General features: G+C 63.8%; 21 protein-coding genes, 1 tRNA gene and 1 pseudogene. 7 read left to right on the top strand and 16 right to left on the bottom strand.

Features of this window, described 5'->3' with window-relative positions; translation table 11 throughout:
• Nucleotides 1-75: 75 nt before the first annotated feature.
• Entirely contained in the window at nt 76-1,803 is a 1,728-nt protein-coding gene (locus P2T57_RS10350; protein ID WP_276299124.1) for a methyl-accepting chemotaxis protein, read from the bottom strand.
• A gap of 162 nt (nt 1,804-1,965) precedes the next feature.
• A complete protein-coding gene (pepF, locus tag P2T57_RS10345) occupies nt 1,966-3,759 on the bottom strand; it encodes an oligoendopeptidase F (RefSeq protein ID WP_276299123.1) in 1,794 nt (597 codons plus the stop codon).
• Between the two features lie 112 nt (nt 3,760-3,871).
• Between pepF and P2T57_RS10340 the strand changes: the two genes are divergently transcribed.
• Nucleotides 3,872-5,200 (top strand): M28 family peptidase, encoded by a 1,329-nt coding sequence (locus P2T57_RS10340; RefSeq protein WP_420028540.1) that lies wholly within the window; start codon nt 3,872-3,874, stop codon nt 5,198-5,200.
• A gap of 221 nt (nt 5,201-5,421) precedes the next feature.
• On the opposite strand, the gene truA is transcribed toward P2T57_RS10340, so the two are convergent.
• The 7 genes and pseudogenes from truA to P2T57_RS10305 all read right to left on the bottom strand — a co-directional run bounded on the left by truA (nt 5,422) and on the right by P2T57_RS10305 (nt 11,135).
• The gene (gene truA, locus P2T57_RS10335) at nt 5,422-6,225 is read right to left on the bottom strand and encodes a tRNA pseudouridine(38-40) synthase TruA (protein WP_276299121.1); all 804 of its coding nucleotides are present in this window, start codon (nt 6,223-6,225) and stop codon (nt 5,422-5,424) included.
• Nucleotides 6,226-6,668: 443 nt separating this feature from the next.
• Nucleotides 6,669-7,055, bottom strand: a complete 387-nt coding sequence (locus tag P2T57_RS10330) for an SHOCT domain-containing protein (protein WP_276299120.1) — start codon at nt 7,053-7,055, stop codon at nt 6,669-6,671.
• A 45-nt stretch (nt 7,056-7,100) separates the two neighbouring features.
• Complete coding sequence (gene hisS, locus P2T57_RS10325) at nt 7,101-8,408, bottom strand: histidine--tRNA ligase (protein WP_276299119.1); 1,308 nt, start codon at nt 8,406-8,408, stop codon at nt 7,101-7,103.
• Between the two features lie 112 nt (nt 8,409-8,520).
• A pseudogene (locus P2T57_RS10320) lies at nt 8,521-9,102 on the bottom strand (DUF7411 family protein); the annotation flags it as partial.
• A 1-nt stretch (nt 9,103) separates the two neighbouring features.
• The gene (locus P2T57_RS10315; protein WP_135824657.1) at nt 9,104-9,445 is read right to left on the bottom strand and encodes a DNA-binding protein; all 342 of its coding nucleotides are present in this window, start codon (nt 9,443-9,445) and stop codon (nt 9,104-9,106) included.
• Nucleotides 9,446-9,570: 125 nt separating this feature from the next.
• Entirely contained in the window at nt 9,571-10,026 is a 456-nt protein-coding gene (locus tag P2T57_RS10310; protein WP_276299117.1) for a 30S ribosomal protein S19e, read from the bottom strand.
• 65 nt (nt 10,027-10,091) lie between these two features.
• Nucleotides 10,092-11,135, bottom strand: a complete 1,044-nt coding sequence (locus P2T57_RS10305) for a lysylphosphatidylglycerol synthase transmembrane domain-containing protein (RefSeq protein ID WP_276299116.1) — start codon at nt 11,133-11,135, stop codon at nt 10,092-10,094.
• Between the two features lie 374 nt (nt 11,136-11,509).
• Between P2T57_RS10305 and thiL the strand changes: the two genes are divergently transcribed.
• On the top strand, nt 11,510-12,388 hold the full coding sequence (gene thiL / locus P2T57_RS10300) for a thiamine-phosphate kinase (RefSeq protein ID WP_276299115.1): 879 nt from the start codon (nt 11,510-11,512) through the stop codon (nt 12,386-12,388).
• 56 nt (nt 12,389-12,444) lie between these two features.
• On the opposite strand, the gene P2T57_RS10295 is transcribed toward thiL, so the two are convergent.
• From P2T57_RS10295 to P2T57_RS10285, 3 genes are all read right to left on the bottom strand, one after another.
• Entirely contained in the window at nt 12,445-12,732 is a 288-nt protein-coding gene (locus P2T57_RS10295) for a type II toxin-antitoxin system RelE family toxin (RefSeq protein ID WP_276299114.1), read from the bottom strand.
• Nucleotides 12,707-12,916 (bottom strand): hypothetical protein, encoded by a 210-nt coding sequence (locus tag P2T57_RS10290; RefSeq protein ID WP_276299113.1) that lies wholly within the window; start codon nt 12,914-12,916, stop codon nt 12,707-12,709. The genes P2T57_RS10295 and P2T57_RS10290 overlap by 26 nt, the downstream gene beginning before the upstream one ends.
• Before the next feature lie 239 nt (nt 12,917-13,155).
• Nucleotides 13,156-14,271 (bottom strand): site-2 protease family protein, encoded by a 1,116-nt coding sequence (locus P2T57_RS10285; protein ID WP_276299112.1) that lies wholly within the window; start codon nt 14,269-14,271, stop codon nt 13,156-13,158.
• A gap of 123 nt (nt 14,272-14,394) precedes the next feature.
• Between P2T57_RS10285 and P2T57_RS10280 the strand changes: the two genes are divergently transcribed.
• On the top strand, nt 14,395-15,015 hold the full coding sequence (locus P2T57_RS10280) for a C2H2-type zinc finger protein (RefSeq protein ID WP_276299111.1): 621 nt from the start codon (nt 14,395-14,397) through the stop codon (nt 15,013-15,015).
• Between the two features lie 10 nt (nt 15,016-15,025).
• Here P2T57_RS10280 and P2T57_RS10275 read toward each other — a convergent pair whose 3' ends face one another.
• Nucleotides 15,026-15,823: an NAD+ synthase gene (locus tag P2T57_RS10275; protein ID WP_276299110.1), complete on the bottom strand. Its 798-nt coding sequence runs from the start codon at nt 15,821-15,823 to the stop codon at nt 15,026-15,028.
• Nucleotides 15,824-16,092: 269 nt separating this feature from the next.
• On the opposite strand from P2T57_RS10275, the gene P2T57_RS10270 reads away from it, so the two are divergent.
• A tRNA-Gly gene (locus tag P2T57_RS10270) sits at nt 16,093-16,163 on the top strand.
• A 208-nt stretch (nt 16,164-16,371) separates the two neighbouring features.
• Here the strand turns inward: P2T57_RS10270 and P2T57_RS10265 are convergent.
• Nucleotides 16,372-17,709: a cytochrome P450 gene (locus P2T57_RS10265; protein WP_276299109.1), complete on the bottom strand. Its 1,338-nt coding sequence runs from the start codon at nt 17,707-17,709 to the stop codon at nt 16,372-16,374.
• A 4-nt stretch (nt 17,710-17,713) separates the two neighbouring features.
• Nucleotides 17,714-18,463 carry a UbiA prenyltransferase family protein gene (locus P2T57_RS10260; protein WP_276299108.1) on the bottom strand — a complete coding sequence of 250 codons (750 nt, stop codon included), beginning with the start codon at nt 18,461-18,463 and terminating at the stop codon, nt 17,714-17,716.
• A 240-nt stretch (nt 18,464-18,703) separates the two neighbouring features.
• Here P2T57_RS10260 and P2T57_RS10255 point away from each other — a divergent pair, with 240 nt between their 5' ends.
• Both P2T57_RS10255 and P2T57_RS10250 read left to right on the top strand, forming a co-directional pair.
• Nucleotides 18,704-20,041, top strand: coding sequence for a cytochrome P450 (locus P2T57_RS10255; RefSeq protein WP_276299107.1), 1,338 nt, complete (start codon nt 18,704-18,706; stop codon nt 20,039-20,041).
• A 159-nt stretch (nt 20,042-20,200) separates the two neighbouring features.
• Nucleotides 20,201-21,349 (top strand): PrnB family protein, encoded by a 1,149-nt coding sequence (locus P2T57_RS10250; protein WP_276299106.1) that lies wholly within the window; start codon nt 20,201-20,203, stop codon nt 21,347-21,349.
• Nucleotides 21,350-21,358: 9 nt separating this feature from the next.
• Here the strand turns inward: P2T57_RS10250 and P2T57_RS10245 are convergent, their stop codons facing one another.
• Nucleotides 21,359-22,276, bottom strand: a complete 918-nt coding sequence (locus tag P2T57_RS10245) for an alpha/beta fold hydrolase (protein ID WP_276299105.1) — start codon at nt 22,274-22,276, stop codon at nt 21,359-21,361.
• Nucleotides 22,277-22,479: 203 nt separating this feature from the next.
• Between P2T57_RS10245 and P2T57_RS10240 the strand changes: the two genes are divergently transcribed.
• On the top strand, nt 22,480-22,908 hold the full coding sequence (locus P2T57_RS10240) for an ester cyclase (RefSeq protein WP_276299104.1): 429 nt from the start codon (nt 22,480-22,482) through the stop codon (nt 22,906-22,908).
• Nucleotides 22,909-22,910 lie beyond the last annotated feature (2 nt).

Genomic DNA, 22,910 nt, shown 5'->3' with positions numbered 1-22,910 from the left:
AGTGCCTTTGGGTCTCGGTCGTTCTCCCGCAAAAAAGCCTTTCGCCGAACTGGCTCGTAAAATTCCGGTCGGCGGTCAGTCGGCCCGGACCGACCGCCCTGCTGTCCCGCGATTGCCCGCCGATTCGTGCTCGTCGGCCGACTCCGGCAGTCGGAACTCCCCGAGGAGCGCGTCGAGTTCGTCGGCTTTCGAGGACAGCGACGACATCTGCTCGGCGACGCCAGACAGCGAGGACGCCTGTTGTTCGGTCGCTGTGGCCGCAGTCTCGGACTCGGCGGTGGTCTCCTCGCTGATGGCCGCGACCTCCTCGACCATCGCCACCACGTCCTCGGCCGATTCGGCCTGCTGGTCGGTGGCGTCGCTGATTTCCCGGACGCTCTCGTCCACCTCGCCCACCACGTCGGCGATGTCCTCGAAGTCGCCCAGCGCGTCCTCGACTGTCTCGACGCTTCGCGTGACCTGCTCGCGGGTCTCGCGCACGTCGGTCAGGGTCGCCTCGGAGTCGGCCTGAATCCGCTCGATTCGGTCGGTGATTTCGTCTGCGGCCTCGCCGGTCTCCTCGGCGAGGTTTTTCACTTCGTCGGCGACCACGCCGAACCCGTCGCCGCGTTCGCCCGCTCTGGCGGCCTCGACCGAGGCGTTGAGCGCCAGCAGGTTGGTCTGAGTCGCCACCTCGTCGATGAACGAGACCACCTCGTCGATTTCGCCGATGTCGGCCACGAGTTCCTCGACCGCCTCGGCGGTCCGGTCGATGCCGTCCTCCACCCTGTCGAGTTCGTCGGCGGCCTCGCGGGCGGCGTCCCGGCCCGACTTCGCTCGGTCGGTCGCGGTCCCGGCGGTTTTGGCTACCTCGTCTGCCGACGCCGCGATTTCTTCGACCGTCGCGGACAGGGTGTTCATCTCGGCGGCGGCCTCGTTGAGGCGGTCGGTCTGGCGGGCCGCGCCCTCCGAAATTTCGCCGACCGCCGAGGCCACTTCGTCGCTGGCCTCGCTGACTTCCCGGAGGTCGGCGTCGGCCTCCTCGCTTGCGGTCGCCACCTCGTCGGCGAAGTCGGCGAGTTCGCCCACCGCGTCGGCCAGCGTCGAGAGCAGGCCGTTGTAATTCTCCACGACCGCCCCGTGGAGGTCCTCGTCGGCGACGTCGGCGTCGATGGTCGCGGTCAGGTCGCCGGCCTCGGCGTCCTCGGTGGCCTCGCCGAACGCGGTCACGAGTCGCTGGAGGTTCTCCGACCGACGTTCGAGGTCGGCGGTCGTGGCCTCCAACTCGTCGGTCGTGGCCTCCAAGTCGGCGGTGTAGGTCCGGAGGCTCTCGGCCATTCGGTCGAGCGACGCGCCGAACTCGCCGGGGACCTCCTCGTCCATCACGGGGTCGTCGAACTCCTGCCGGGAGAGGGCGGCGGCCTGCTTGGCGACTACTCGGAGGTAGGCCCGCATGTCGGCGAAGGAGGCCACGAGACCACCGATTTCGTCGCGCTGGTCGGTCTCGGGAATCGGCGCACCGAGATTCCCGTCCGCGATGGCGTCGGTCGCCCGGTCGAGCGCCGCGATGGGTTCGGTGATGTCCTGTCGGGCGATGAGGACGGTGTTGGCGAACGCGAGCGCCGCCGCTGTCAGCAGACCGACTGTCAGGGCGACGCGAGTGACCCCGGCGAACAGAAACGGGAGGACCGCTTGGGCGACCGAGATGACGAACTGGATTGCGACCGCGGCCAGCACCTTGCGTTCGACCGATTCGGTCACGCCGAGGCGGTCCATCGACCACCAGAGGGCGTCCTCGTATCTGGCGAGAGGAGAGGGTTTCATATCCCCGTCTTCACACTTGGGCTACATAAACCGGCGCGGGCGTTATCAGAAAATGAAAACGCCTCGTCGGCGTCGAGAGAATCGCGTTCCTGTCCGAAAGAATCAAAATACCGTTTTAAAGAACGACGAAGGTTGCTTACGCGACGAGACCGCGCTCGGCGCTCAGATGAGCGATTCCATCTGGTCGAGGTGGTCGTCGTACACGTCCAGCGCGCGCTGGATGGGTTCCGGCGACGACATATCGACGCCCGCGGTCTGAAGCAGTTCCAGCGGGTACTCGGTCGAACCGCTCTTGAGGAAGTCGAGGTAGCGCTCGGCGGCGGGTTCGCCGGTTTCGAGAATCTCGTCGGCGAGCGCGACGGCCGCGCTGATGCCCGTGCTGTACTGGTAGACGTAGTAGGTGTAGTTGAAGAAGTGGGGAATCCGCGCCCACTCGCGGGCGATTCGGTCGTCCACCACCGCCGGTTCGTAGAACTCCGATTTGAGGTCGCCGTAGATTTCGTCGGCCTTGCCGGGGGTGAGCGCCTCGCCGTCCTCGACCAACTCGTGAATCTGGTGTTCGAAGTCGGCGAACATCGTCTGGCGGTAGAGGGTCGCGCGGAACCGCTCGAGGTACTCGTTGAGGACGTGTCGCCGGAAGGTCGGGTCCTCGACCGTATCCAGCAGGTGGCGGGTCAGCAGGGACTCGTTGACCGTGCTGGCGACCTCTGCCACGAAGATTTCGTAGTCGCCGTAGACGTATGGCTGGTTCTCGCTGGTGAGTTGGCTGTGGAGCGAGTGGCCGAGTTCGTGGGCCAGCGTGAACATCGACGAGATGTCGTCCTGATAGTTCATCAGGATGAACGGCTGGGTGTCGTAGGTGCCGCCGCTGTACGCTCCAGACCGCTTGTTCTCGGTCTCGTAGACGTCAACCCACCGCGAGTCCAGACCTTCCTGCACCCGGCGCTGGTAGTCGTCGCCGAGCGCGCCGACCGCTTCCACGACGTACTCTCGGGCCTGCTCGTACTCCACGTCGGGGGTCTCGGTCTCCGTCATGGGCATGTAGAGGTCCCACATCTGGAGGTCGTCAACGCCGAGGGCGTCGCGCTTGAGTTCGGCGTGTCGGTGGAGTTTGTCGAGGTTGTCCCGGACCGTCCCGACGAGGTTGTCGTACACCTCGACCGGGATGTTGGGACCGTCCATGGCGGCCTCGCGGGCGGTCTCGTAGTCGTGAATCTGCGAGAGTCGCACGTCGCCCTTGACCTTGCTCTTGAGCGCGGTGCCGATGGTGTTGTGGAACTCGCCCAGTTCGTCGTAGAACTCCTCGTGGACCGTCTGACGGAACTCTCGGTCCTGATTCTTCAGGAGGTTGGTGAGGTTGCTCTGGGTGATTTCGACCGCCTCGCCGTCGGGTTTCTCGACGGTCGGGAACTCCATGTCGGAGTTCATCAGCATGCTGTAGAGGTCGCCCGAGGCCCCCGTGACCTCGCTGAGTTCCGCCAGCACGTTCTCGACTTCCGCCGAGCGAGTGTGTTCCGAGAGGCGAAGCACGTCGTGAAGGTAGTGGTCGTACTGCTCCAGACCGTCGGTCTCGGCTATCATCTGGTCGAGTTCGTCCTCGCTCAGGTCCTGAATCTCCGGCCCGACGAAACTGCTCGCGCTCCCGGCCTGCGAGGCCAGCGCCGACCCGCGAGACGACAGCGCCTGATAGTGCTGGTCGGCGGTGTTCTCGTCCTTGCGCATTCGGGCGTAGCCGATGACCATCTCGACCTGTCGCATGACCTCCTCGCGGAGTTCGAGGACTTCCAGCAGGGTCTCGCCGTCCTCGGTGACCCGGCCCTCGTAGGCCTCCAACTCGTCTAAGCGGTCCTCGACTTCCTCGTAGGCCTCCTCCCACTCGTCGTCGGTCGCGTAGATGCTCTCTAAGTCCCACTTGTATTCCGTCTCGATGTCCGACCGCTCGGGAACCGAACTCATATCCTGTGGTTAGGAAACGCCACCTGTAAGCCTTTGTCATTCGGAAGTCGGTTCCGGAAATTGGCTTTTGCGACCCGCACCGGGCGGAGATTTTTGAGCGTTGGCGACCCAAGTGGACCCCATGAACCCGGAGACCGCCGCCGCGCTCGGCGAGGCGTGGCGCGACGACTACCCGTGGGAGTTCATCACCGACCTGACCGAAATCGGCGACCGGATGGGCGGCCACCCCGGCGAGCGCCGGGCCGCCGAACTCGTCGCCGAGGGGTTCGAGCGCGCGGGGGCACGCGAAGTAAATATAAAATCCTTCGAGATGAACCGCTGGACCCGAGGAGACGCCGAACTCGCGGTCACCGACCCAGTAGAACGCTCGTTCGAGACCATCGCGCTCCCCTACTCGCCGCCGGGCGAGGTCCGCGGCGAACTCGTGGACGCGGGCCACGGCACCCCCGAGGAGCTAGACGAACTCGACGTGGAGGGCAAAATCGTGGTCGCGTCTACCACGACGCCCGAGGGGTCGCGGTTCATCCACCGGATGGAGAAGTTCGGCCACGCCGTCGGGGCCGGGGCCGAGGCCTTCATCTTCCGGAACCACAAGCCCGGCCAACTCCCGCCCACCGGGTCGCTCCGGTTCGACCGCGAGGCCGCGGTGCCCGGCGTGGGCGTGAGTCTCGAAACCGGCGACTGGTTGACCGACTACGCCGACCGGGGCGCTCGGGCCGTCCTCCGCGTCGATGCCGAGACGAGTCCCGCGACGAGTCACAACGCCCACGGGCAACTCGGGCCGGACACCGAAGACGAAATTCTCGTCGTCGGCCACCACGACGCTCACGACATCGCGGAGGGCGCGCTCGACAACGGGTGCGGCATCACGGTGGTCGTCTCTGCGGCCCACCTGCTCGCCGAGATGAATCTCGACACTCGGGTCCGGGTCGCGGGAGTCGGATGCGAGGAGGTCGGTCTCCTCGGGGCGGACGCGCTCGCGGAGCGACTCGACCTCGATTCGGTCCGGGCGGTCGTCAACGTGGACGGCGCGGGTCGGTTCCGGGACCTGCGCGCTCACACGCACGGCTCCGAGGCGATGGGCGAAATCGTGGCGTCGGTCGCCGACGAGACCAACCAGCCAATCGGAGTCCGCGAGCAGGTCCATCCCTTCAGCGACCACTGGCCCTTCCTCAAGCGCGGGGTGCCGGCGCTTCAACTCCACAGTGAAAGCGACGAGCGAGGGAGAGGGTGGGGTCACACCCATGCCGACACCCGCGACAAGGTGGACGACCGCAACCTGCGGGAACACGCTATGCTGACGGCCCTGCTGGTCCGCGAGGTTGCCCGGACCGACGAGATTCCCCGGCCGAGCGCCGAGTCGGTGGCCGGAAATCTCCGGTCGGGTGACTACGAGGAGGGCATGAAAGCGGCCGGAATCTGGCCCGACGACTGGGAGTAATCCACTCCCGTCGGTAGCCAGTGGCGAGTCACGGAAAACGACGGTAGGAGTGCGGTATCCGAAATGGTGGTGCCATGGGATAGCACTCGCCACCGTCACCCACACTTTGTGGCTGGGAGATAATAACGCTAACTGCCACCGTGGTATTTTAAAGCTTGCTTATCCAAGGCCGTCGATTCCACGACGGAGCGAATTTCACAGTTCGAATCGGAAATCAATCGTTACTCCGGTTCGATTCGCCCCGCGACCTCTCGTGCGACTCTGGCCCCCGTGGCGCGCTCCTCGCGCAGGGACTCGAAGACCCCGCGGGCGCTCTCGGCGGCCTCGTCGTCCACCGAGAACGCCAGACGCGGATAGACCGCATCGACCAGCACGAGTGGGGAGGCGGGAGCGGGCGGTACGCCCGCCGGACCGTCGATTTTGTCCGGGCCTAACACGCGCTCTACCTTCGCTAACTCGGCGTCACCGGTCGCCACCGCCCGGACCAGCGAGACGACGCGCCGGACCATCTCGCGGACGAACCCGCCGGCCCGGAGTTCGAAGACGAGGTAGTCCGTATCGCGGCGGACCTCGCCGCTGAGGTCCCTGACGGTGTTGTCGTCGTCCGGCGTGAGGTTGTGAAAGTCGTTCTCGCCGTCGCAGAGGCGAGCAAGGGCCTCCTCGGCCCGCCCGAGGTCGGCGTCGGGGGCGTAGCAGTGGTAGACGTAGGCCCGCGACTCGGCGTGGTGGGTCGCGTGGAAGTCGTCGGGGGCCTCGGCGCTGGCCCACGCCCGGACGCTGGCGGGGAGTTCGCTGTTCAGCGCAGACGGGGTGAGCCAGTCGGGGCACTCGAAGGCGACGGTCTGGGCCACCGCCGAGACGCCGGCGTCGGTCCGCCCCGCCGCGGCGTAGCCCTCGGGCTTGCCGTCGGCCGCACCGAGCGCCCGCACCGCGTCGAAAATCGCGTCCTCGACGGTCGGCACGTCGGGTTGGCGCTGGAAGCCGTGGAAGGGCCGACCGTCGTAGGCGACCCGAAATGCGCGCATACCTCGGCCTCGAGCGCGGAGGCACTTAATTCGGCGGAAAGCCCGTTCGTCGGAAGGTGGTAAATCGAACGGAAGCAATCAAAATAACTGTTAAGAAATTCCCTACATTTTCTTAAGGTGCCTATTAGTTGCTTTCACAATATAATATCTGTTCGAAGGCCAATCGGCCGGTACGTGGCTCGCTCCTGCGAGACTTTACGTACGAAGGCGGAACCAACCTCGCTCGTGACCTGAGAACTGCCGCAGAGGAGTCCGCGATTGTACGGCACCCTCCTCTGCGTCTCGCGCGTGCCGTCTGTTCGCCACTTCGCCAGTCGTGACCCTGCCGGTCCGCCACTTCGTCAGTTGTGGCCTCGTCAGTTGTCTCTCCGCCAGCGGTTGCGCCGGACCGCAGTCCGGCACAACCGCCCTGAGGGGACTGGGAACCGTCTCGGAGCGCCCGCTCACTCGCGGTCGAAGACGCGCTCTTTCGACCTGCTGGCCTCGGCGTCCTCGGTCTCCAGCAGTCGTTCGAGGCGTCGCTCGAACTCCGCGTCCGTCAGTTCTCCTCTGGCGTAGCGCGTCCGGAGTTCGTCTATCGGGTCGTCGCCCGACTGCTCGGTCTGTATCGACTCGACTGACACGTCGTCGTCTCCTCCGTCTCGGACCATCGGCAACGAGTCGCCGAGAATCGCTATCAGCGGAATGACGAGGAAGAACCCGAGGACGAAAATCGTCGGCACGAGGAAATCCACGCCGACCACCGCGAAGAACGCGGTCAACCCGAACGTCAGGACCGATAGCACTCCGAGGAGTTTGTCCTTCTCGAACTGTACCGATTGCTTGCGCATGACCGGAGCTATGCGGTATGGTACTAAAAAAGTTGAACAGACCGACTACTCGAAGTCTTCGTAGGTCGGGCGCGGTTCGTCCTCGGGCGGGAAGTCGTCGACTGGCGCTTGCGTCTGGTCGCCCGAGTCCATGTCCTTGACCGTCACGTTGCCGTCCGCGAGGTCCTGCTCGCCGACGATGACCACCGTCTCCGCGCCGATGGAGTCGGCGTAGTCGAGTTGCGCGCCGAAGCTCCGGCCCGACACGTCGGTCTCTACGACGTTGCCCTCACTGCGGAGTTCGCGGGTTATCTCGGCCGCCACGTCGCGGGTGTCGCCGACCTGCAGGACGTAGTAGTCGGTCGAAAGCTCCTCGTCCGGCCAGACGCCGGCGCGCTGGAGCAGGAGCGACAGCGTTGCGTCGCCGACCGCGAACCCGACTGCGGGCGTGGACTGGCCGCCGAACCCCTCGATGAGGTCGTCGTAGCGCCCGCCGCCGAAGATGGAACGGCTCACGTCGCCCGTCGAGTCGAAGCACTCGAAGACGACGCCGGTGTAGTAGTCCAGTCCGCGGGCGGTGTCCAGCGAGAGCGTGCAGTAGTCCCGCGCGCCGAAGTCGTCGGCGGCGTCCAGCACGTCGGTTAGGTTGCCGACCGCATTCTCGACGCGCTCGGTCCCGGCGAACGCCACGAGGTCGTCCAACTCGTCTTCGGGTGTGTCGAGGAGGCCGTCAAACTCACGGGCTTGGTCGTAGGAGAGGCCGGCGTCGTTGAGCAGGCCGTAGAACTCGTCTTGGCCGACCTTCTCGTTCTTGTCCACCGCGCGAATCGCAGACTCGGTGTCCACGTCGGCGTCGAAGGCTTCGAGGAGGCCGCCCAAGATGTCGCGGTGGCTGACCCGGAACTCGAAGTCCTCACTGGTGAGTCCGAGACTCGTAAGCGCGTCGGCGGCGCACGCCAGCAGTTCGGCATCGGCCTCGGGTTCCGACGACCCGAAGATGTCAACGTTGGTCTGGTAGAACTCGCGCTTGCGACCGCTCTGGGGTTCCTCGTAGCGCCAGAAGGGCCGCGTCGAGAACCACTTGATTGGCTTCGATAGCTCCTGCTGTTTCGCCACGACCATCCGGGCGACGGTCGGTGTGAGTTCCGGCGTCAGCGCCACGTCCCGGCCGCCTTGGTCCTCGAAACTGTAGAGTTCCTCGACGATTTCCTCGCCGCTCTTGTCCACGTACATCTCGGTGCGCTCCAGCGCGGGCGTCCCGATTTCTCGGAAGCCGTAGCGGCGCGCGGTCGATTCGAGCGCGTCGAATGTCTCCCTGCGCGCCCCCATCTCGCCGGGGTAGAAGTCGCGGAAGCCCTTGATGCGGTCGTACATGGGAAACCGTTGGACGACCGCGCGCTTGAAACTTTTACTTCGCGTCTGTCTTGCCGGACTCCGGTGTCGGGACTTCAGAGTCGCCTTCCGAACCGTCGTCGGCGCGGGCGAACCCTCGAACGTAGGTCTGGGTGTGGTCCGGGAAGACCTCTTTGACGGCCTCCTCGCCGTGTTCCCGAACGAGGAGGGCGCGGAGTTCGGCCTCGTAGTCGGCCTTCGGAATCTGCTCGCTCGGGCCGGTGGTCACTTCGAGGGTCTCCTCGACCAGCGCGTCCACCGCGCCGCGGCCGAATCCCGACAGCGGGACGATGTACTCGACGCCGTGGCGGTCTTCGAGGCTCTGGGCCTGCGCCCGAGAGACCGATGGCACGCGGTCGTCGCGCCGCGTCCCGTCTGCCACCGCGTCGAAGTCCATGCCGGCGACGACTTCGAGCGCGTGGAGGTGGACCTGCTGGATGCCGTTGCGGGGGTAGCCGTCCTCGACCATCTGCTCGACGGCCTCCTCGGCCACCTCGTCGTCCAACTCGACCGTCTCGAAGTCGAACCCGACCGCGTCGGCGGTCCGGCGGGCGTGGTCCCACGCGTCGGCGACGCCGAAGGTGGCCGTGACGAGCGTCACGTCGTAGAAATCTTCGAGCAGGAGGGCGGCGAGGGTCGAGTCCTTCCCGCCGCTGTAGAGTAGCCCGAGGTCCATCTCACCGACGACGGATGTTGAAGCTCTTGGAATCGGGCTTGAGTTCGCGGAGGAGTTCCTTCATCTTGTCCTCGTCGATTTTGCCGCTGACGCGGCCACTCTGGGCCAGCGCGAGGATTTGGCGCTCAACCTTGTCGGCGAAGTCGGGCTTGCTCATCCGGACGGAGTTGAGTCGCTTGCGCGCGCCGTCGGTGAGGTGCTTGCGGAGCATCGCCTGCTTCTGGGCGTCGGCCTGCTGTTGGGCCTGCTCTTGGGCCTCGCTCTGGTCGCCCTGCTCCTGCATCTCCTGCATCTTCTGCTTGCGGAGTTCTTCAAGTCGCTCGTCGTCGGGCTGGTCGCTCATGTGTTGTGTCGTAGTTAACACCCACAGCCAAAAATGATTACGGAGCGAGGACGGTTTTCGGTGGACCAGACGCTACCGGGAAGCCGTTCGTCGGAAAAATCCGAACCGCTCGTGGTCGGTCGTCGTTAGGCGTAGCGTTCGAGTTCGGGACGGTCGAGGTCTTCCATGACCTCGCCCGCGGTGTCGTCGAGGAGACTGCGACCCTCGCCGGTGGCGATACGGCCCGCGTTGCCCTCGGTGTCCACGAGGTCCTCGTCTTCGAGTTGCTGGAGCATCGTCCGGATGACCTTCTGGCTCCCGTCCGTGCGGTGTTCGGGGGCGACCTGATAGCGGTTCGACCCGTCCTTCTTGTCGCCGTACTCGGTCGAGAGTCGCTCGACGCCGACCGGGCCGTCGGTGGCGACCTTGCGGAGGAGGCTGGCGGCGCGTCGGTGCCAGAAGTTCTCCTGCTGGGGCGGAAGTTCGCGGCTCTCGCCGGTCTTGGCGTACTCGGCCCAATCGGGTTGGTCGAATCGGTCCTCCAGTTTTGCGGCGACCGCGTCGATGAGGTCGTCCGCGGGAACGTCGTAGAGCGTCGTCATACCCACGAATTCCCGTCCGCGGCGTTTAAAGGCATCGTTCGCGTCTCGCCCCCGGCCTGTTTCGGTCAGTCGCTGGGCGACTTCTGCACGTTGTCGGCTTCCAGCATCGCAGTGGCGCTCCCGCCCAGCAGGACGGGGAGCCAGTAGGTTGCGCCCCGGTGGAGGAGCGCGGCGGCGGCCGCGGTCTGGGCATCGACGCCCGTGATGGGGACGATGAGCAGGACCAGTGCGGCCTCCACGCCGCCGAGGCCGCCGGGCAGGGGCGTCACGCCCGCCACGCTCCCGAGGGGGACGATGAACAGCGCGGCCGCGAACGGGACCCAGTGGCCCAGCGCGCCCAGAGAGAGCCACAACGAGACCGACAGCAGGAACCACCCGAGGGCCGAGAACGAGAGCGCGAGCGCCAACTGGTGGTGGTCGCCGCCGACTCGCTCCAGCGCGGTGAAGAAGCCCTCGATTCGGTCCCGGACGCGGGACTCCTCGGGCGGTTCGACGCGGGGCACGACCCGGCCGATTGCTCGCCCGGCAGGGACGCCGACCCGGACCACGAGGTCCGAGACGCGGTGGCGGTTGCGCCACCCGAGGTAGGCCGCAACGGGGACCGAAAGCGCCAGCGCGAGGAGCGCCCCCGCGGCGAGTTCCACTCGGTCGCCCACGGTGAATCGGGTCGCGTAGTAGCCCACCCCGAGGAGGGCGAACGAAATCGAGGGGACGAAGTTGAGCGTGTCCACGCTGGCGACGGCCGCGAGGCCGTTCTCGTACTCGGTCCCCGTCGTGCGCGAGACGAGGAGCGCGCTGAAGGGTTCTCCTCCGGCCTGCCCGAACGGCGTGACGTTGTTGGCGAACGTCGCCCCGGACAGCAGGAGGAACGCGCGCCACGCGGTCACCTCGATTGCGATGACCCCGAGGACGGTCCGGAGCGCCAACCCCCACGCGAACAGCCACGCGACTGCCACAGCGCAGACCGCCCCGACGAGCAGGGGATCGGCCCGTGACAGCGCCGATAGCACGTCCTCCAGTCCGACCACCGAGTACAGCGCCAGCAGGACGACGACGCCAGCGCCGAACCCGACGAGTATCGAGCGTGCGTCCCCGAAATCTACGTCCATCCACTCCCACCGACGACCGGTCGCGGCTTGAAGCCACCGAAGACGAATATCAAGCCGGTGACGGTTGTGCAGATTAGGAACGGACTATAAAACCAGCAGAGCAACATACTTAGTTGTTTAAAATATAAATATAATTTTCTCACAATTACAAAGTTGTCTATCGCTTGGCGCGCGCCGGCGCGGCGTCTCGTCGCCGCGTCGAATCGCGCGAGGGACGAGTGAACGACCGAGGGGAGTGAACGAGGAGGTTGGGGAGGCGTGAGGCCCGCGCTCGGTGGGACTTTCTGAAACGAATTTTTACTCCCCTCTGATACGGAGCGCCCCCACATCTCGTAAACCGCAGACCTTTCACCGCACCCCGTCAACTACCGGCCATGGACGAGCGGGCCGCACTGTCGCTCCTCACCGACCGACTGCCCCACGCCGGCGACGACGCGGCGGTCGTGGACGGACAGGTGCTGACGACCGACATGCTCCACGAGACCACCGACTTCCCCGCCGGAACCACCCGGTACACCGCCGGGTGGCGGGCAGTCGGGGCCTCGCTGTCGGATGTGGCCGCGATGGGTGCCGAGGCCACCGCCGCGGTCGCAGTCTACGCTGTGCCCGAGTTTGACGAGGACCTCCTCGCCAACTTCGTCGCCGGCGCGAGCGACGTGTGCCAGACGGTCGGCGCGGAGTACGTCGGCGGCGACTTGGACGAGAGTCGGGAGTTCACCACCGCCACGACCGTCCTCGGGCAGACCGACGACCCGGTGTACCGCTCCGGCGCGAGTCCGGGCGAGGTCGTCTGCGTCACCGGCACCCTCGGGCGGACCGGCGCGGCGCTCGGACTGTTCGAGAACAACGAAATCGAGCGCGCCAACGACCTGTTCCGCTTCGAGCCACGAATCGCGGCGGGCCGAGCAGTCGCCCCGCACGCCACCGCGATGATGGACTCCAGCGATGGCCTCGCGCGCTCGCTCCACCAACTCGCCGAGGCCAGCGACTGCGGATTCTCCATCTCGTGGGACAGCGTGCCGGTGGACGAGTCGGTCCGCGAAACCTTCGACACCGAGGAGATGGTCCGCGAACGCTCGATATTCTTCGGCGAGGACTTCGAACTCGTGTTCACCGTGCCCGAGGAGCATCTCTCCGAGATTCGGTCCGAATCGCCGACGCCGATTTCGGTGATTGGAGAGGTCACGGCCTCGCAAATCGAGATGGACGGCGAGGAGCTACCGGACCGCGGGTACACCCACGGCGGAGATTAATCAAATCTGTTGCTATCAGTCAGCGACTTTCGAGGAAAAACCGCCAGCGTGGACACCTACCGGCCGTATTCCTTGTGCGCTTTGTCGATGTCCATTAAGTCGGTCACACGTACTTTCTTCTCATCTTCTAAGATGAGATAGAACGCAGTGTACGACCGACCAACGTGTATCCGGTAAATTTCTTCGTCTTTGGCCTTCAATTTCTTCTTGTCGCCCTGCCCGCGGCCCGGATACGGGTTCTCTTCGAGATAATCCAGTGTCTCGAAGCAGATTCGCTGGCTCTTCTCGTCCAATGAAGCAAAGAAGTCTCGTGCTTCTTTACTCCAGAAGATCTCGTAGCTCATCGTGAGGCGTCAGCTCCTCCTCGTCCATTTCGCGGACCTCTCGCGCTCGCTCGGCGAGCTGACGCTCTTGATGCTCCTGAATGAGTTCCGTCAGGAGTTCGTCGAAAGTCTGTCCCGGCTTCTTCAATTCGTGCAACTCTTTCCATGTTTCTTCGGTTGTAGGGATGCGTTTGTCAGCTGACATACGCATCACCTCTGTTCTGCGTATCGCGCGACTTGGAACGTGCCATCGGGATTGCTTTGGTCATGGGTCGATTTGTGGCCTTTCGGCCGTACTCACAGCGGTTTCATGCCGAATACTAGTCATACGACAATTCCAAGCGCTGTAAGCGTACCACGCATTTACAACGCTTACAACATAAACCTTCGGGAGAGAAACATCTCTGAAAGTAGAAGATGTCTAAAAATACCAAGATATGTATTTCACGTGATGATTTCGATGGGAACCGGCGTGAAGCACAGCACGCCCAGCACGAACGTCAGAATCCCGACGGCCTTGCGCTTGGGGTCTAACCCCTCGTCGTCGATGGGATTCGCCGGGCCGACGTAGGCGACGTAGGTGGTCAGCAGGCCCCAGAACACCCACAGCACCGAGGCGTTGCTGACCTCCTCGATGTAGAAGACGTAGGCCGCGAGGCCGAACAGCGCCACCGGAACCAGCGCGGCGACGCGCTCCTGTTGCTCGCCCAGAATCGCCCGGACGATGTGGCCGCCGTCCAACTGACCGACCGGGATGAGGTTCAGGAAGGTGATGAACATCCCGACCCACCCGCCGATGACGACGGGGTTGACCGCCAGTCCCTCGCTGTAGGTCGTCGGTTCGCCCAGCACCCACGCGATGAGTTCGAGCAGGGGCGGATAGCCGAACTCGACCTGAATCGTGTTCGGGTTGTTCATCAGACTCGCCGGGACCTGCTCTGGCGGGAGCGAGAGACCGATTGCCGTGACCGCGATGGTCGCTATCAGGCCCGCTAGCGGTCCCGCCACGCCGATGTCGAACAGGGCTTCCCTATCCGGCATCTGGCCCTTCATCCGGATGACCGCACCCATCGTCCCGATGAGCGTCGGCATCGGGATGAAGTACGGGAGCGTGGCGTCCACGCCGTGATACCGCGTCATGACGTAGTGACCGAGTTCGTGAGTCGCCAGCACCCCCAGCACCGCGGCGGCGAACGGCCACGCCTCGAAGACCGCCAGCGGGTCGTTCGAGAGGTCGATGTGGTACCACGCGGTCCCGGCATAGAGCGTCGAGACGACCGTCAGCAGGAACAGCACGACGTTGGTCCACGGAATCCCGTCGATGCTGTTGTCGGCGGGTTGGGCCACCAGCACGTACTCGCCCGTGTCGGTGGTCAACTCGACCTCGTAGCCGTGTTCCTTGAACAGGGGCCACGCCGTCTCCAGCAGTCGCTCTCGGGGGACCAGCGGTTCGCCGTAGTACACCAACTGGTCGCCGTCGCGGCGGGCCTCGTAGACACGAAATACGGCACTCAGTCGCTCCAGCGACGGACCGTCGGCAGGCGGGTCGGTCGAACCCATTCACCGCACGCTACGGCGCGAATAGTGATAAACCCCCGGACGGCGCGCCCGAAATATACTCCGGTCGGCGAGTCGCTTCGACTCGGCGCAAAGACTGAATGGCTCCGGCGCGTAGCCGACCGCATGGGAACGGGGGAGTGCGACCACTGCGGAGCGTCGTTTGCAGACGAGGAGGACTACCTGCGCCACCTCCGGGACGAACACCCGGACGAACTCGGGCCGATAGAACAGCGCCGGGTGGCCGAACTGGACCCCGACGACGACGGTGCGCCGACCGCCGCGGTGTACGGCGCGGTCCTCGGCGGTCTCTTGCTTGCGGGCCTGCTGGCCTACGTCCTGTTCTCGTCGGGCGGCGGCGGGGCCAGCGACCCGAACACCGCGAGTCTGACCCAACCCCGGAACGTCGGCGCAGTCCACTACCACGGGACTATCGACGCCACCATCGGCGGGCAGGAACTCGACTTCGGCCGCCAGCGGTTCCAACTGCAGGCCGACGCCTTCCACTTCGAGAACGGTGAGGGCGAGCGGTGGCACGTCCACGCCGAACGGGTCACGCTGGCCTACGCGATGCAGACGCTCGGCATTGACGTGACCAACGGCACCGTCGCATACGACGGGACGACCTACGGCGACGACCCCGGAGAGACCGCCATCGTGGAAGTCAACGGCGAATCGGTGACGCCCGGTGAATACGTCCTGCAGAAGGGCGACAGCGTTCAAATCGTCGCCAACGAGTCGAACTAAACGGACCTCGCTACTCCAGCGGTTCGGGTGCCGGCGGCACGCGGCGCTTGTGTTCGCTCCGCTCGTACATCTGGCTGACGCGCTCTACCTGTTCTTCGGTCGTCTCCTCAATCTCGCGGGCGGTCGCTGTCACCGACAGCGGGCCATCGACGTGAAGCGCGAGGACGGCGTCGAGCGTGTCGTAGTCGATTCCCAGTTCCTCCTCGTCCGTCTGGCCCGCCCAGAGTCCGGCGGTCGGGGGCTTTTCGACTAACTCCTCGGGGACGCCGACGTGTCCGGCCAGTTGGCGAACCTGCTGTTTGTAGAGGTTGCCGATGGGGTGGCAATCGACCGCACCGTCGCCGTACTTGGTGTAGTAGCCGACCAGCGCCTCGCTCCGGTTGCCGGTGCCCAACACGAGCGCGTTCTCGTGGTTGGCGACGAGGTAGTTCAGGACCGCTCGGGTCCGCGCTCTGGCGTTCCCGACCGCTAACTGGTCGTCCTCGGCCTCGGGATAGGTGTCGAGGAACTTGTTCACGATGGGGTTTATCTCGAACAGGTCGTAGGGGATTCCCAACTCTTGGGCGACCCACTCGGCGTCGCTCATGTTCTCGTCGTCGCTGACCGCGCCCGGCATGACGAGGCCGTGGAGGTTCTCTTTGCCGAGGGCCTCGACTGCGAGATAGGCCGTGAGCGTGCTGTCGATGCCACCCGAGAGACCGAGGACCGCCCGGTCGGTTCCCGCCGACTCGGCGGTTTCCCGGATGAACTGCACGATGTGGTCCCGTCGCGCTTCGAGTTCCTCCTCGGAGAATCGGAGGTCTATCATGGGTACCTCTACGAAGCGAGGCGACAAAAAGTCGTGTGTCAGGCCGGGATTTCTGGACGAATGGGCAGGCCTGCGCGGGTCGAAGGGGTGGCCTGAAGCGCTACGTTGAAGTGCGGGCAGGGAGAAACGAAAAACGCAATCGAGCGCCGGTGTCTTGCCGAGCGGAGCGAGGCAAGGCTCGGAACACGAGTGAAGCGACGTGTTCCGGTGGTGAGAAAACGCGAAGCGTTTTCGAGCCTCGGCGCATAAGCGAACGAAGCGAGCGAAATGCGCCGGTGGTCTAGTGGTAGGACATGAGCTTCCCAAGCTCATAGCGCGGGTTCAATTCCCGCCCGGCGCACTCTACAGCCCTTCTCCAAAATTTCCGGCTCCTCTCGGGTACCGGCGAAAGCCCGCCTCGGAATTAAAAACAATTCTCTAAGGACTAATTTTGATTCTATAGAAATTACAGAGGTTACTAACTGGCGTCGATACGCGAACCCACCGAACGCCGCCACAGTCGAAACCGTATGCCTCCCGAGAAAAATCTAAAATCGCTCGCCAGACTACTATTCTCGCTTCCGAACCGTCATCTCCACGTCACCAGCAGGTTCGAGGATGTGCGCGACGGAGAACTCCATCGGGTCGTCGGGCACGTAGTCGATTTCGTACTGCTGGAAGATGGTCGGGATGGCCAGCGTCATCTCGGTGAGGGCGAACCGCTTGCCGATGCAGGTGCGCGGACCGGCCCCGAACGGGATGTAGGCGTAGTCGGGCAGTTCCTCCTCGAGGCCACCGTCCCAGCGTTCCGGGCGGAACTCGTCGGGGGCCTCGAAGTAGTCGTCGTTGCGGTGGATGGCCCACGGCGTCATGCTCAGAGGAGTCCCCTCGGGAACGTCGTAGTCGCCGATTTCCACGTCGATTTCGGGTTCTCGGAGGACGCTCCAGACCGGCGGATAGAGTCGGAGCGACTCGTTGATGACCTTCTCGGTGTAGGTCAACTCCGACATGTCCTCCAGCGTGGCGGGGTCGCCGCCGAGGACCTCCTCGGCCTCGTCCAGAAGCTTTCGACTGGCCACGTCGTCTTGGGACAGCAGGTACCACGTGTAGGTCAGTGCGAGGCCGACCGGGCCGCTGGCACCGAGTGCGACCGTCGTGATTTCGTCGCGCAGGACCTCCGGCGTCATCTGGTGGTCCTCGTCGTCGGTGGCCTCGATGAGCGTCGTCAGCAGGTTGTCGGGTCGGTCGTCGAGCGCGCGGTGGTCCTGAATCAGTTGCTCGACCTGTTTGGCGAGTGCGGCCTTGCCCTCTTGGTAGGCCCGGTTGGGTCCGGTGGGTGCCCACGCCGGGAGGTGCGACGAGATGTTCGAGGGCGTGTATCGCTTGTTGATTTGCTTGATGGGCGTGAGGATGTCGGCCTCGTTGCCGTAGAAGTCTACGCCGAACAGCGTCTTCATCACGATTTGGAGCGCGAGGCGGTCCATCTCCCACCGAATGTTGAACGTCTCTTGGTCGTCCCACCCGTCGATGAGTCGTTGGGTGAATTCCGACATCGTGTCGGTGTACGACTGAATCTTCTCGGGGTAGAAGGCGGGGTTGATGGTGTTTCGCTGTTCGCGCCAGAACTCGTTTTCGCTCAGCAGGAGGCCTTGGCCGAACACGCCGACCAACTGGTCGCGCATCTCGGCCGGTTTGATGAAGTGTTCGTCGCCGGTGACGAGGACCTGCTCGATGTAGTCGGGGTCGGTGAGCATGTACATCGTGGTGCCGGCGAGGTTGATGCTGACGATGCCGTCGTCGAAGCTCTGGATGCACTCTTTGCGGAATTCCATCGGGGACCGGATGCTCTCGATGGCGTTGCCGAGGACGGGCACGCCGTCCGGTCCGGGCGGTGTTTCGCTACTCATTGTTTTAGATGACGAAGATGATGACGAGACCGACGGCCATCGCACACATCCCGATGATGTTGAGGTTTGGCTGGACCGCCGCTCGTCGTTGCAGTCGTTCGAAGTCCGGTTCCACGTCGCGTTCGTGTTCGATGCCGAAGTCCTCGTATTTCAGTTCCTTCAGGTCGCTTTCGAGGTAGTGGATGGCGCTACAGACGAACATCGGCCCGGCGGCGAACAGCGCGGCACCGAGAAGGTCCAGATTCACGGTCTGGGCCACGAGGAAGTAGCCGATGAACGTCGGGACCCACGCCGCGGTGAATCCCAGATTCCCGATGCCGGTCTTGTACTCTCGGTCGTGGAGGATGCCGCCGAACCACTCCAGATTGTACGCTAGCGACCCGAACGCCGCGAGGACGACGAGTCCGAGGAACAGCATCGAGGTCAGCGTGGCGAGGTAGACGCCGACGGCGGCGTAGAGGACGAACATCAACCCGCCGACGACGTACTGGACCCGCGAGTCTACGTCTACGGTGAGTTTGCTCGCGGCGAGGTCCATGTTGTTCGAGGCGGCGCTCCAAATCCAGATGAACGCCGTGCCGACACCCCAGAGGTACCAGTCCCACTCGTAGGTAGCGCCGGCGAGCGCCATCCCGAGGGTGAGGTACCCGATTTCGAGGATGTTGAACGGCCAGTAGGGTGTGACCAGCGAGTTCATCACGCTGTGCAACAACCCGTTGCTGTGAGAACTAGTGTTAGCTGTCGGCGAACTCATGTTACGCCTCAAATAGTACCGTGACATTGGTTTATTATTTTTGATGCAATAGTATTTAAAATAATGCGCTATATTTGGGTACTGAATATGGCCTTTATATTTATTTCAGAAATTGAATTATTGATACTTGGGGCGAGAATCCGTATAGGTTGAGTTTAGAGCCAATTCGGTTCTCTACCTTCCGCAAATTTTATTACCGTAATTAGTACATAAAATAACGTATCAACGGATTAGTGAAACATGTCTGATTCACCAAACACCGACGTACCCGGACCGAGCGGACTCCCCTTCCTCGGCAACACCCACCAGTTAGCGGGCGGCCTCCTCGACTCGCTGGAGGAGTGGAGCGACCAGTACGACGAGGACGTGATTCAGTTCTCCTTCCTCGGCGACGAGATGTATCTGCTGACGCACCCGGACCACATTCAGCGAGTCCTCGTGGACGGCCGCGACGACTTCGGCCGGACCAAGTTCGGACAGGAAATCTTCGGCGAAATCGAGGAGGACTCGCTGTCGGTCAGCGAGGGTGCCGAGTGGAAGCGCCAGCGCCAGATTATGCAACCCGCGTTCTACCGGAACCGTCTCCTCCCGTTCGCCGACGACATCTCGGAGTACGCCGACGAGCGCATCTCGAAGTGGGACGAACCCTTCGACATGCAGGAGGAGATGAAGACGCTGGCGATGGACGTGCTGACCAAGGCGCTGTTCGACATGGACACCCGAGGCCGCGAGAGCGTCGCCGAGGAGACGGCGAGCGCGATGGTCGAGAAGTCCGACTTCACCAGCATCAACGCCTACCTTCCCGAGTGGGTCCCGACCCACGCCAACCGGAAATTCAAGCGGACCACGACCGAACTCCACGAGCAAATCGAGGAGATGATAGACGAACGCGGCGATACCGCCGGGTCGGGCGACGACCTGATGGCGATGCTGATGAAGGCGTCCGAGCGGAGCGACGACGCGCTGACCGACAAGGAGATTCGGGACAACATCGCCGGGATGCTGATGAAGGGCCACGACACGACCGCAGTGGCGCTGACGTTCACGTGGTACCTCCTCGCCCGGAATCCCCGCGTCGAGAAGAAACTCCACGACGAACTCGACGAGGTGCTGGGTGACGACCGGCCGACCGCCGACGACTTGGACGACCTGACTTACACCAGCAAAGTCATCAAGGAGTCGATGCGGTACTTCTCGCCGGCCTACGTCATCACCCGGCGGGCCGAAAACGACGTGCTGTTCGACGGGTTCGAGGTCCCCGACGATAGCGTGGTCATGCTCCCCCAGTGGGTCATCCACCGCGACGAGCGATTCTACGACAACCCCGACGAGTTCCGGCCGGAACGCTGGACCGAGGAGTTCGAGGAGGAACTGCCCGAGTACGCTTACTTCCCGTTCGGCGGCGGGCCGCGGGCCTGCATCGCCCAGAACTTCGCGCTACTGGAGATGAAACTCATCGTCGCCACCATCGCCAACCGCGTCTCGGTGTCGCTGGAAGACGACGACCCGATGGAGTTCGCCGTCACCTTCACTGCCCACCCGAAGGACGAAGTGATGATGAGCGTCGAGGAGCGCTGACGCTCTCGCCAGTCGCCGACGCGGTGTCGTTTCGGTTCGGTAGTCCGGTGTTCGAGCGAGGTCCGACGCGCGGTATCGACGTCGCGCTTCGCTCTCACATATAAATTTCATGCCTGATACGACAGAAGTTTTTAGTCACACGCCTGCTTTGTCAGAAATATGAATGTACCGTCTCCGTCACAGGAGTTCGACGCGAGCGAGTTCGGGTCGAAACGGGGGTTCCTTCCGGAGGTCGCCCCGCTGGATTCGTTCCCGTCCGACGCACCGCCGTCGTTCCGCCGAGTAGACGAACTGGCGACCGACCTCCCGGAGTACCTCCGACGAGGAGACCTTCGGTCGTCGGTCCGGGCGCTCGACCCGCCGAGTGCCGGGGCCATCGAAGACTGTTCGCGTCGTGAACTGCTCCGACTCTACGCAGTCACCGGCTTTCTGGCGAGTGCGTACGTCCACCGAGTCGGCGACGAGAACGCCGATTCGCTCCCGGCGGGGGTCGCGGTGCCACTCTACGAGTCGGCGAGTCGCCTCGACCGGTCGCCGATGCTGTCCTACGACGCCTACGTCCTGCACAACTGGACGCTCCGCGACGGGTCGCGCGGCCCCAGTCCCGACAACCTCGACACGCTCCTGCAGTTCACCTCGATGCGCGACGAACGCTGGTTCATCGCCATCCACGTCGCCATCGAGGACTCCGCGGGTCCCGCCGTCTCCGCCGTCACAGACCTCCTCCCGGCGCTCCGCGACGACGACCGGGCGGTCATCGAGCGCCGCCTCGGGGACATCGAGTCGTCGCTCGCCGAAATCGTCGGGCACCTCGACCGGATGCCCGAACAGAACGAACCGGCGGTGTTCAACAGCACCTTCCGCCAGTACCTCCGGCCCTTCGAGGGGGTCACCTACGAGGGCGTGAGCGAACTCGACGGTCCCCAATCGTACCGAGGAGCGTCCGGTGCCCAGACTGCGCTGTTCGCGGCGCTGGACTCGCTTCTGGGCATCGACCACGACGACAACCCGCTCCTGAACCACGTCCGGGACCTGCGCGACGACATCCCGCCGAAACACGCCGAGTTCATCGACGCCATCGACGCCCGCCCCGACGTTCGAAGCTACGTCTCGTCGCTCGGCGACGACGACCTCACGACGGCGTACAACGACTGTCTCACCCAACTCCTGCGGTTCCGCGAGCGCCACACCGAAATCGTCAAGACGTTTCTGGCGGGCGACTTGGACGAGTTCGAGGGGACCGGCGGCACCCCCTACGGCCACTACTTGGACGAACTCAGGGATACGACCGAGAATCACCTGCTGTGAATCTTCGGGCTACTCGTCCACGAACCCGGTGATTTGGTCCACGACTTCTTCGGGGTACTCGGCGGGAAGCCAATGGCTCGCGTCCGGATACGTCTCGATGGTCAACTCCTCGACCCACTCGTCCAACCCGTCGAGCATCTCCGGGTGGTAGTAACTGTCTTGGAGGCCCCACAGCACCAGCGACGGGACCTCGATGTGCATGTCGGTCACGATGGGGTCGTCGTCCATGCCGGGAATCAGCGACCCGAACTTCTCGCTGAGGAGGACCCGGAACAGTCCTCGGTCGTAGTTGATGGCGGCGGAGAACAGGCCGGGGTCGGCCATCATCTCCTTGTAGCGGTCGATTTCGGCCTCGGAGAAGGCGTCGTCGGTCGTGGTGTCCGACCGGAAGGCCGACTCCATGAGCGAGAAGTCGCCCGCCTTCATCAGCAGTTCGGGGACCGCCGGCAGTTGGTAGAAGAAGAAGTACCACGCGGTCGGCAGATTCGAGGGCTTCTGAAGCTCTCGGAGTGAGATGGCGGGATGCGGGCCGTTGACGGTCACGAGGTCCGAGACGAGGTCCGGTCGCTCCGAGGCCACCCGCCACGCCACGATGCCGCCCCAGTCGTGGCCGACCAGAATTACCTCCTCGTCGTCGTCGAAGGACTCGATTAGTTCTATCACGTCGTCGGCCAGCGTCGGCAGGGTGTACGACGAGATGCCCTCGGGCCGGTCGGTCCGGTTGTAGCCCCGCAGGTCGGGCGCGACGACGCGGTAGTCCTCGTCGGCCAGCATCTCCATGTGTTCGGCCCACGCGTACCAGAACTCCGGGAATCCGTGGAGGAGGACGACCAGCGGTCCCGACCCCGCTTCGGCGTAGTGCATCTCGATGCCGTTGACTTCGGTCGTGGCGTGGTCGAACTCGTCGTCTGTCACCGTTTTGTTCATTTGCGTACCGCCAGAAACTCACTTTTGTCACTTTATTGTTTTGTTATCTCTGCGGATGAGGGGATAGAAATATTGCTTAGAAAAATAAATATGCAGTTTAAAGACAGAATAACACGTCTATTCTATTTTGTTTCTAGATATTACAGATAGAATTTATACTAGAAATAGCAGAACTTAAGTGACTTGATTTTATCCTCTCAGGTATGGATTCCAAAGCCGAACTCGTTCACCGTCTCCACGTCGAAGCGTATCAGGAAGGCAACCTCGAAGTCGCCGACGAACTCCTCGCCGACGACTACGAGGAACACAACCCGGTCGGGATGGAGGGCGTCGAGGGGCCGGAAGGCTACAAGCAGGTCGTGGAAGTGTTCCGCGCTGGCTTCCCCGACCTGACGGTAGACATCCACGAGACCATGGTCGACGGCGACCTCACCCTCATCCGGTACACCGTCCGGGGCACCCACGAGGGGCCGCTTCTGGGCATCGACCCGACCGGCAACGAAATCGAAATCGCGGGCATGGACATCGGCCGGGTCGAGGACGGCGAACTACAGGAGTCGTGGGTCCAGTTGAACACCTTCGGCCTCCTCCAGCAAATCGACGTGCTTCCCGACGACTCAGAGCTGTTCTGAGC

It is taken from the genome of Halorussus lipolyticus, assembly GCF_029338375.1.
In the GTDB taxonomy this organism is placed as follows: domain Archaea; phylum Halobacteriota; class Halobacteria; order Halobacteriales; family Haladaptataceae; genus Halorussus; species Halorussus lipolyticus.
Note: the sequence above shows the minus strand (reverse complement) of the source record. Positions and strands in the feature narration are given on the sequence as shown.

Excerpts from the sequence above, each read along its gene's own strand:
- P2T57_RS10260 (WP_276299108.1), bottom strand. The coding sequence starts at position 18,463 with ATGAGTTCGCCGACAGCTAACACTAGTTCTCACAGCAACGGGTTGTTG.
- P2T57_RS10290 (WP_276299113.1), bottom strand. The coding sequence starts at position 12,916 with ATGTCAGCTGACAAACGCATCCCTACAACCGAAGAAACATGGAAAGAG.
- hisS (WP_276299119.1), bottom strand. The coding sequence starts at position 8,408 with ATGTACGACCGCATCAAGGGCTTCCGCGACTTCTACCCCGGCGAGATG.
- thiL (WP_276299115.1), top strand. The coding sequence starts at position 11,510 with ATGGACGAGCGGGCCGCACTGTCGCTCCTCACCGACCGACTGCCCCAC.
- pepF (WP_276299123.1), bottom strand. The coding sequence starts at position 3,759 with ATGAGTTCGGTTCCCGAGCGGTCGGACATCGAGACGGAATACAAGTGG.
- P2T57_RS10250 (WP_276299106.1), top strand. The coding sequence starts at position 20,201 with ATGAATGTACCGTCTCCGTCACAGGAGTTCGACGCGAGCGAGTTCGGG.
- P2T57_RS10255 (WP_276299107.1), top strand. The coding sequence starts at position 18,704 with ATGTCTGATTCACCAAACACCGACGTACCCGGACCGAGCGGACTCCCC.
- P2T57_RS10245 (WP_276299105.1), bottom strand. The coding sequence starts at position 22,276 with ATGAACAAAACGGTGACAGACGACGAGTTCGACCACGCCACGACCGAA.
- truA (WP_276299121.1), bottom strand. The coding sequence starts at position 6,225 with ATGCGCGCATTTCGGGTCGCCTACGACGGTCGGCCCTTCCACGGCTTC.
- P2T57_RS10305 (WP_276299116.1), bottom strand. The coding sequence starts at position 11,135 with ATGGACGTAGATTTCGGGGACGCACGCTCGATACTCGTCGGGTTCGGC.
- P2T57_RS10285 (WP_276299112.1), bottom strand. The coding sequence starts at position 14,271 with ATGGGTTCGACCGACCCGCCTGCCGACGGTCCGTCGCTGGAGCGACTG.
- P2T57_RS10240 (WP_276299104.1), top strand. The coding sequence starts at position 22,480 with ATGGATTCCAAAGCCGAACTCGTTCACCGTCTCCACGTCGAAGCGTAT.
- P2T57_RS10275 (WP_276299110.1), bottom strand. The coding sequence starts at position 15,823 with ATGATAGACCTCCGATTCTCCGAGGAGGAACTCGAAGCGCGACGGGAC.
- P2T57_RS10315 (WP_135824657.1), bottom strand. The coding sequence starts at position 9,445 with ATGAGCGACCAGCCCGACGACGAGCGACTTGAAGAACTCCGCAAGCAG.
- P2T57_RS10265 (WP_276299109.1), bottom strand. The coding sequence starts at position 17,709 with ATGAGTAGCGAAACACCGCCCGGACCGGACGGCGTGCCCGTCCTCGGC.
- P2T57_RS10295 (WP_276299114.1), bottom strand. The coding sequence starts at position 12,732 with ATGAGCTACGAGATCTTCTGGAGTAAAGAAGCACGAGACTTCTTTGCT.
- P2T57_RS10280 (WP_276299111.1), top strand. The coding sequence starts at position 14,395 with ATGGGAACGGGGGAGTGCGACCACTGCGGAGCGTCGTTTGCAGACGAG.
- P2T57_RS10330 (WP_276299120.1), bottom strand. The coding sequence starts at position 7,055 with ATGCGCAAGCAATCGGTACAGTTCGAGAAGGACAAACTCCTCGGAGTG.
- P2T57_RS10310 (WP_276299117.1), bottom strand. The coding sequence starts at position 10,026 with ATGACGACGCTCTACGACGTTCCCGCGGACGACCTCATCGACGCGGTC.
- P2T57_RS10350 (WP_276299124.1), bottom strand. The coding sequence starts at position 1,803 with ATGAAACCCTCTCCTCTCGCCAGATACGAGGACGCCCTCTGGTGGTCG.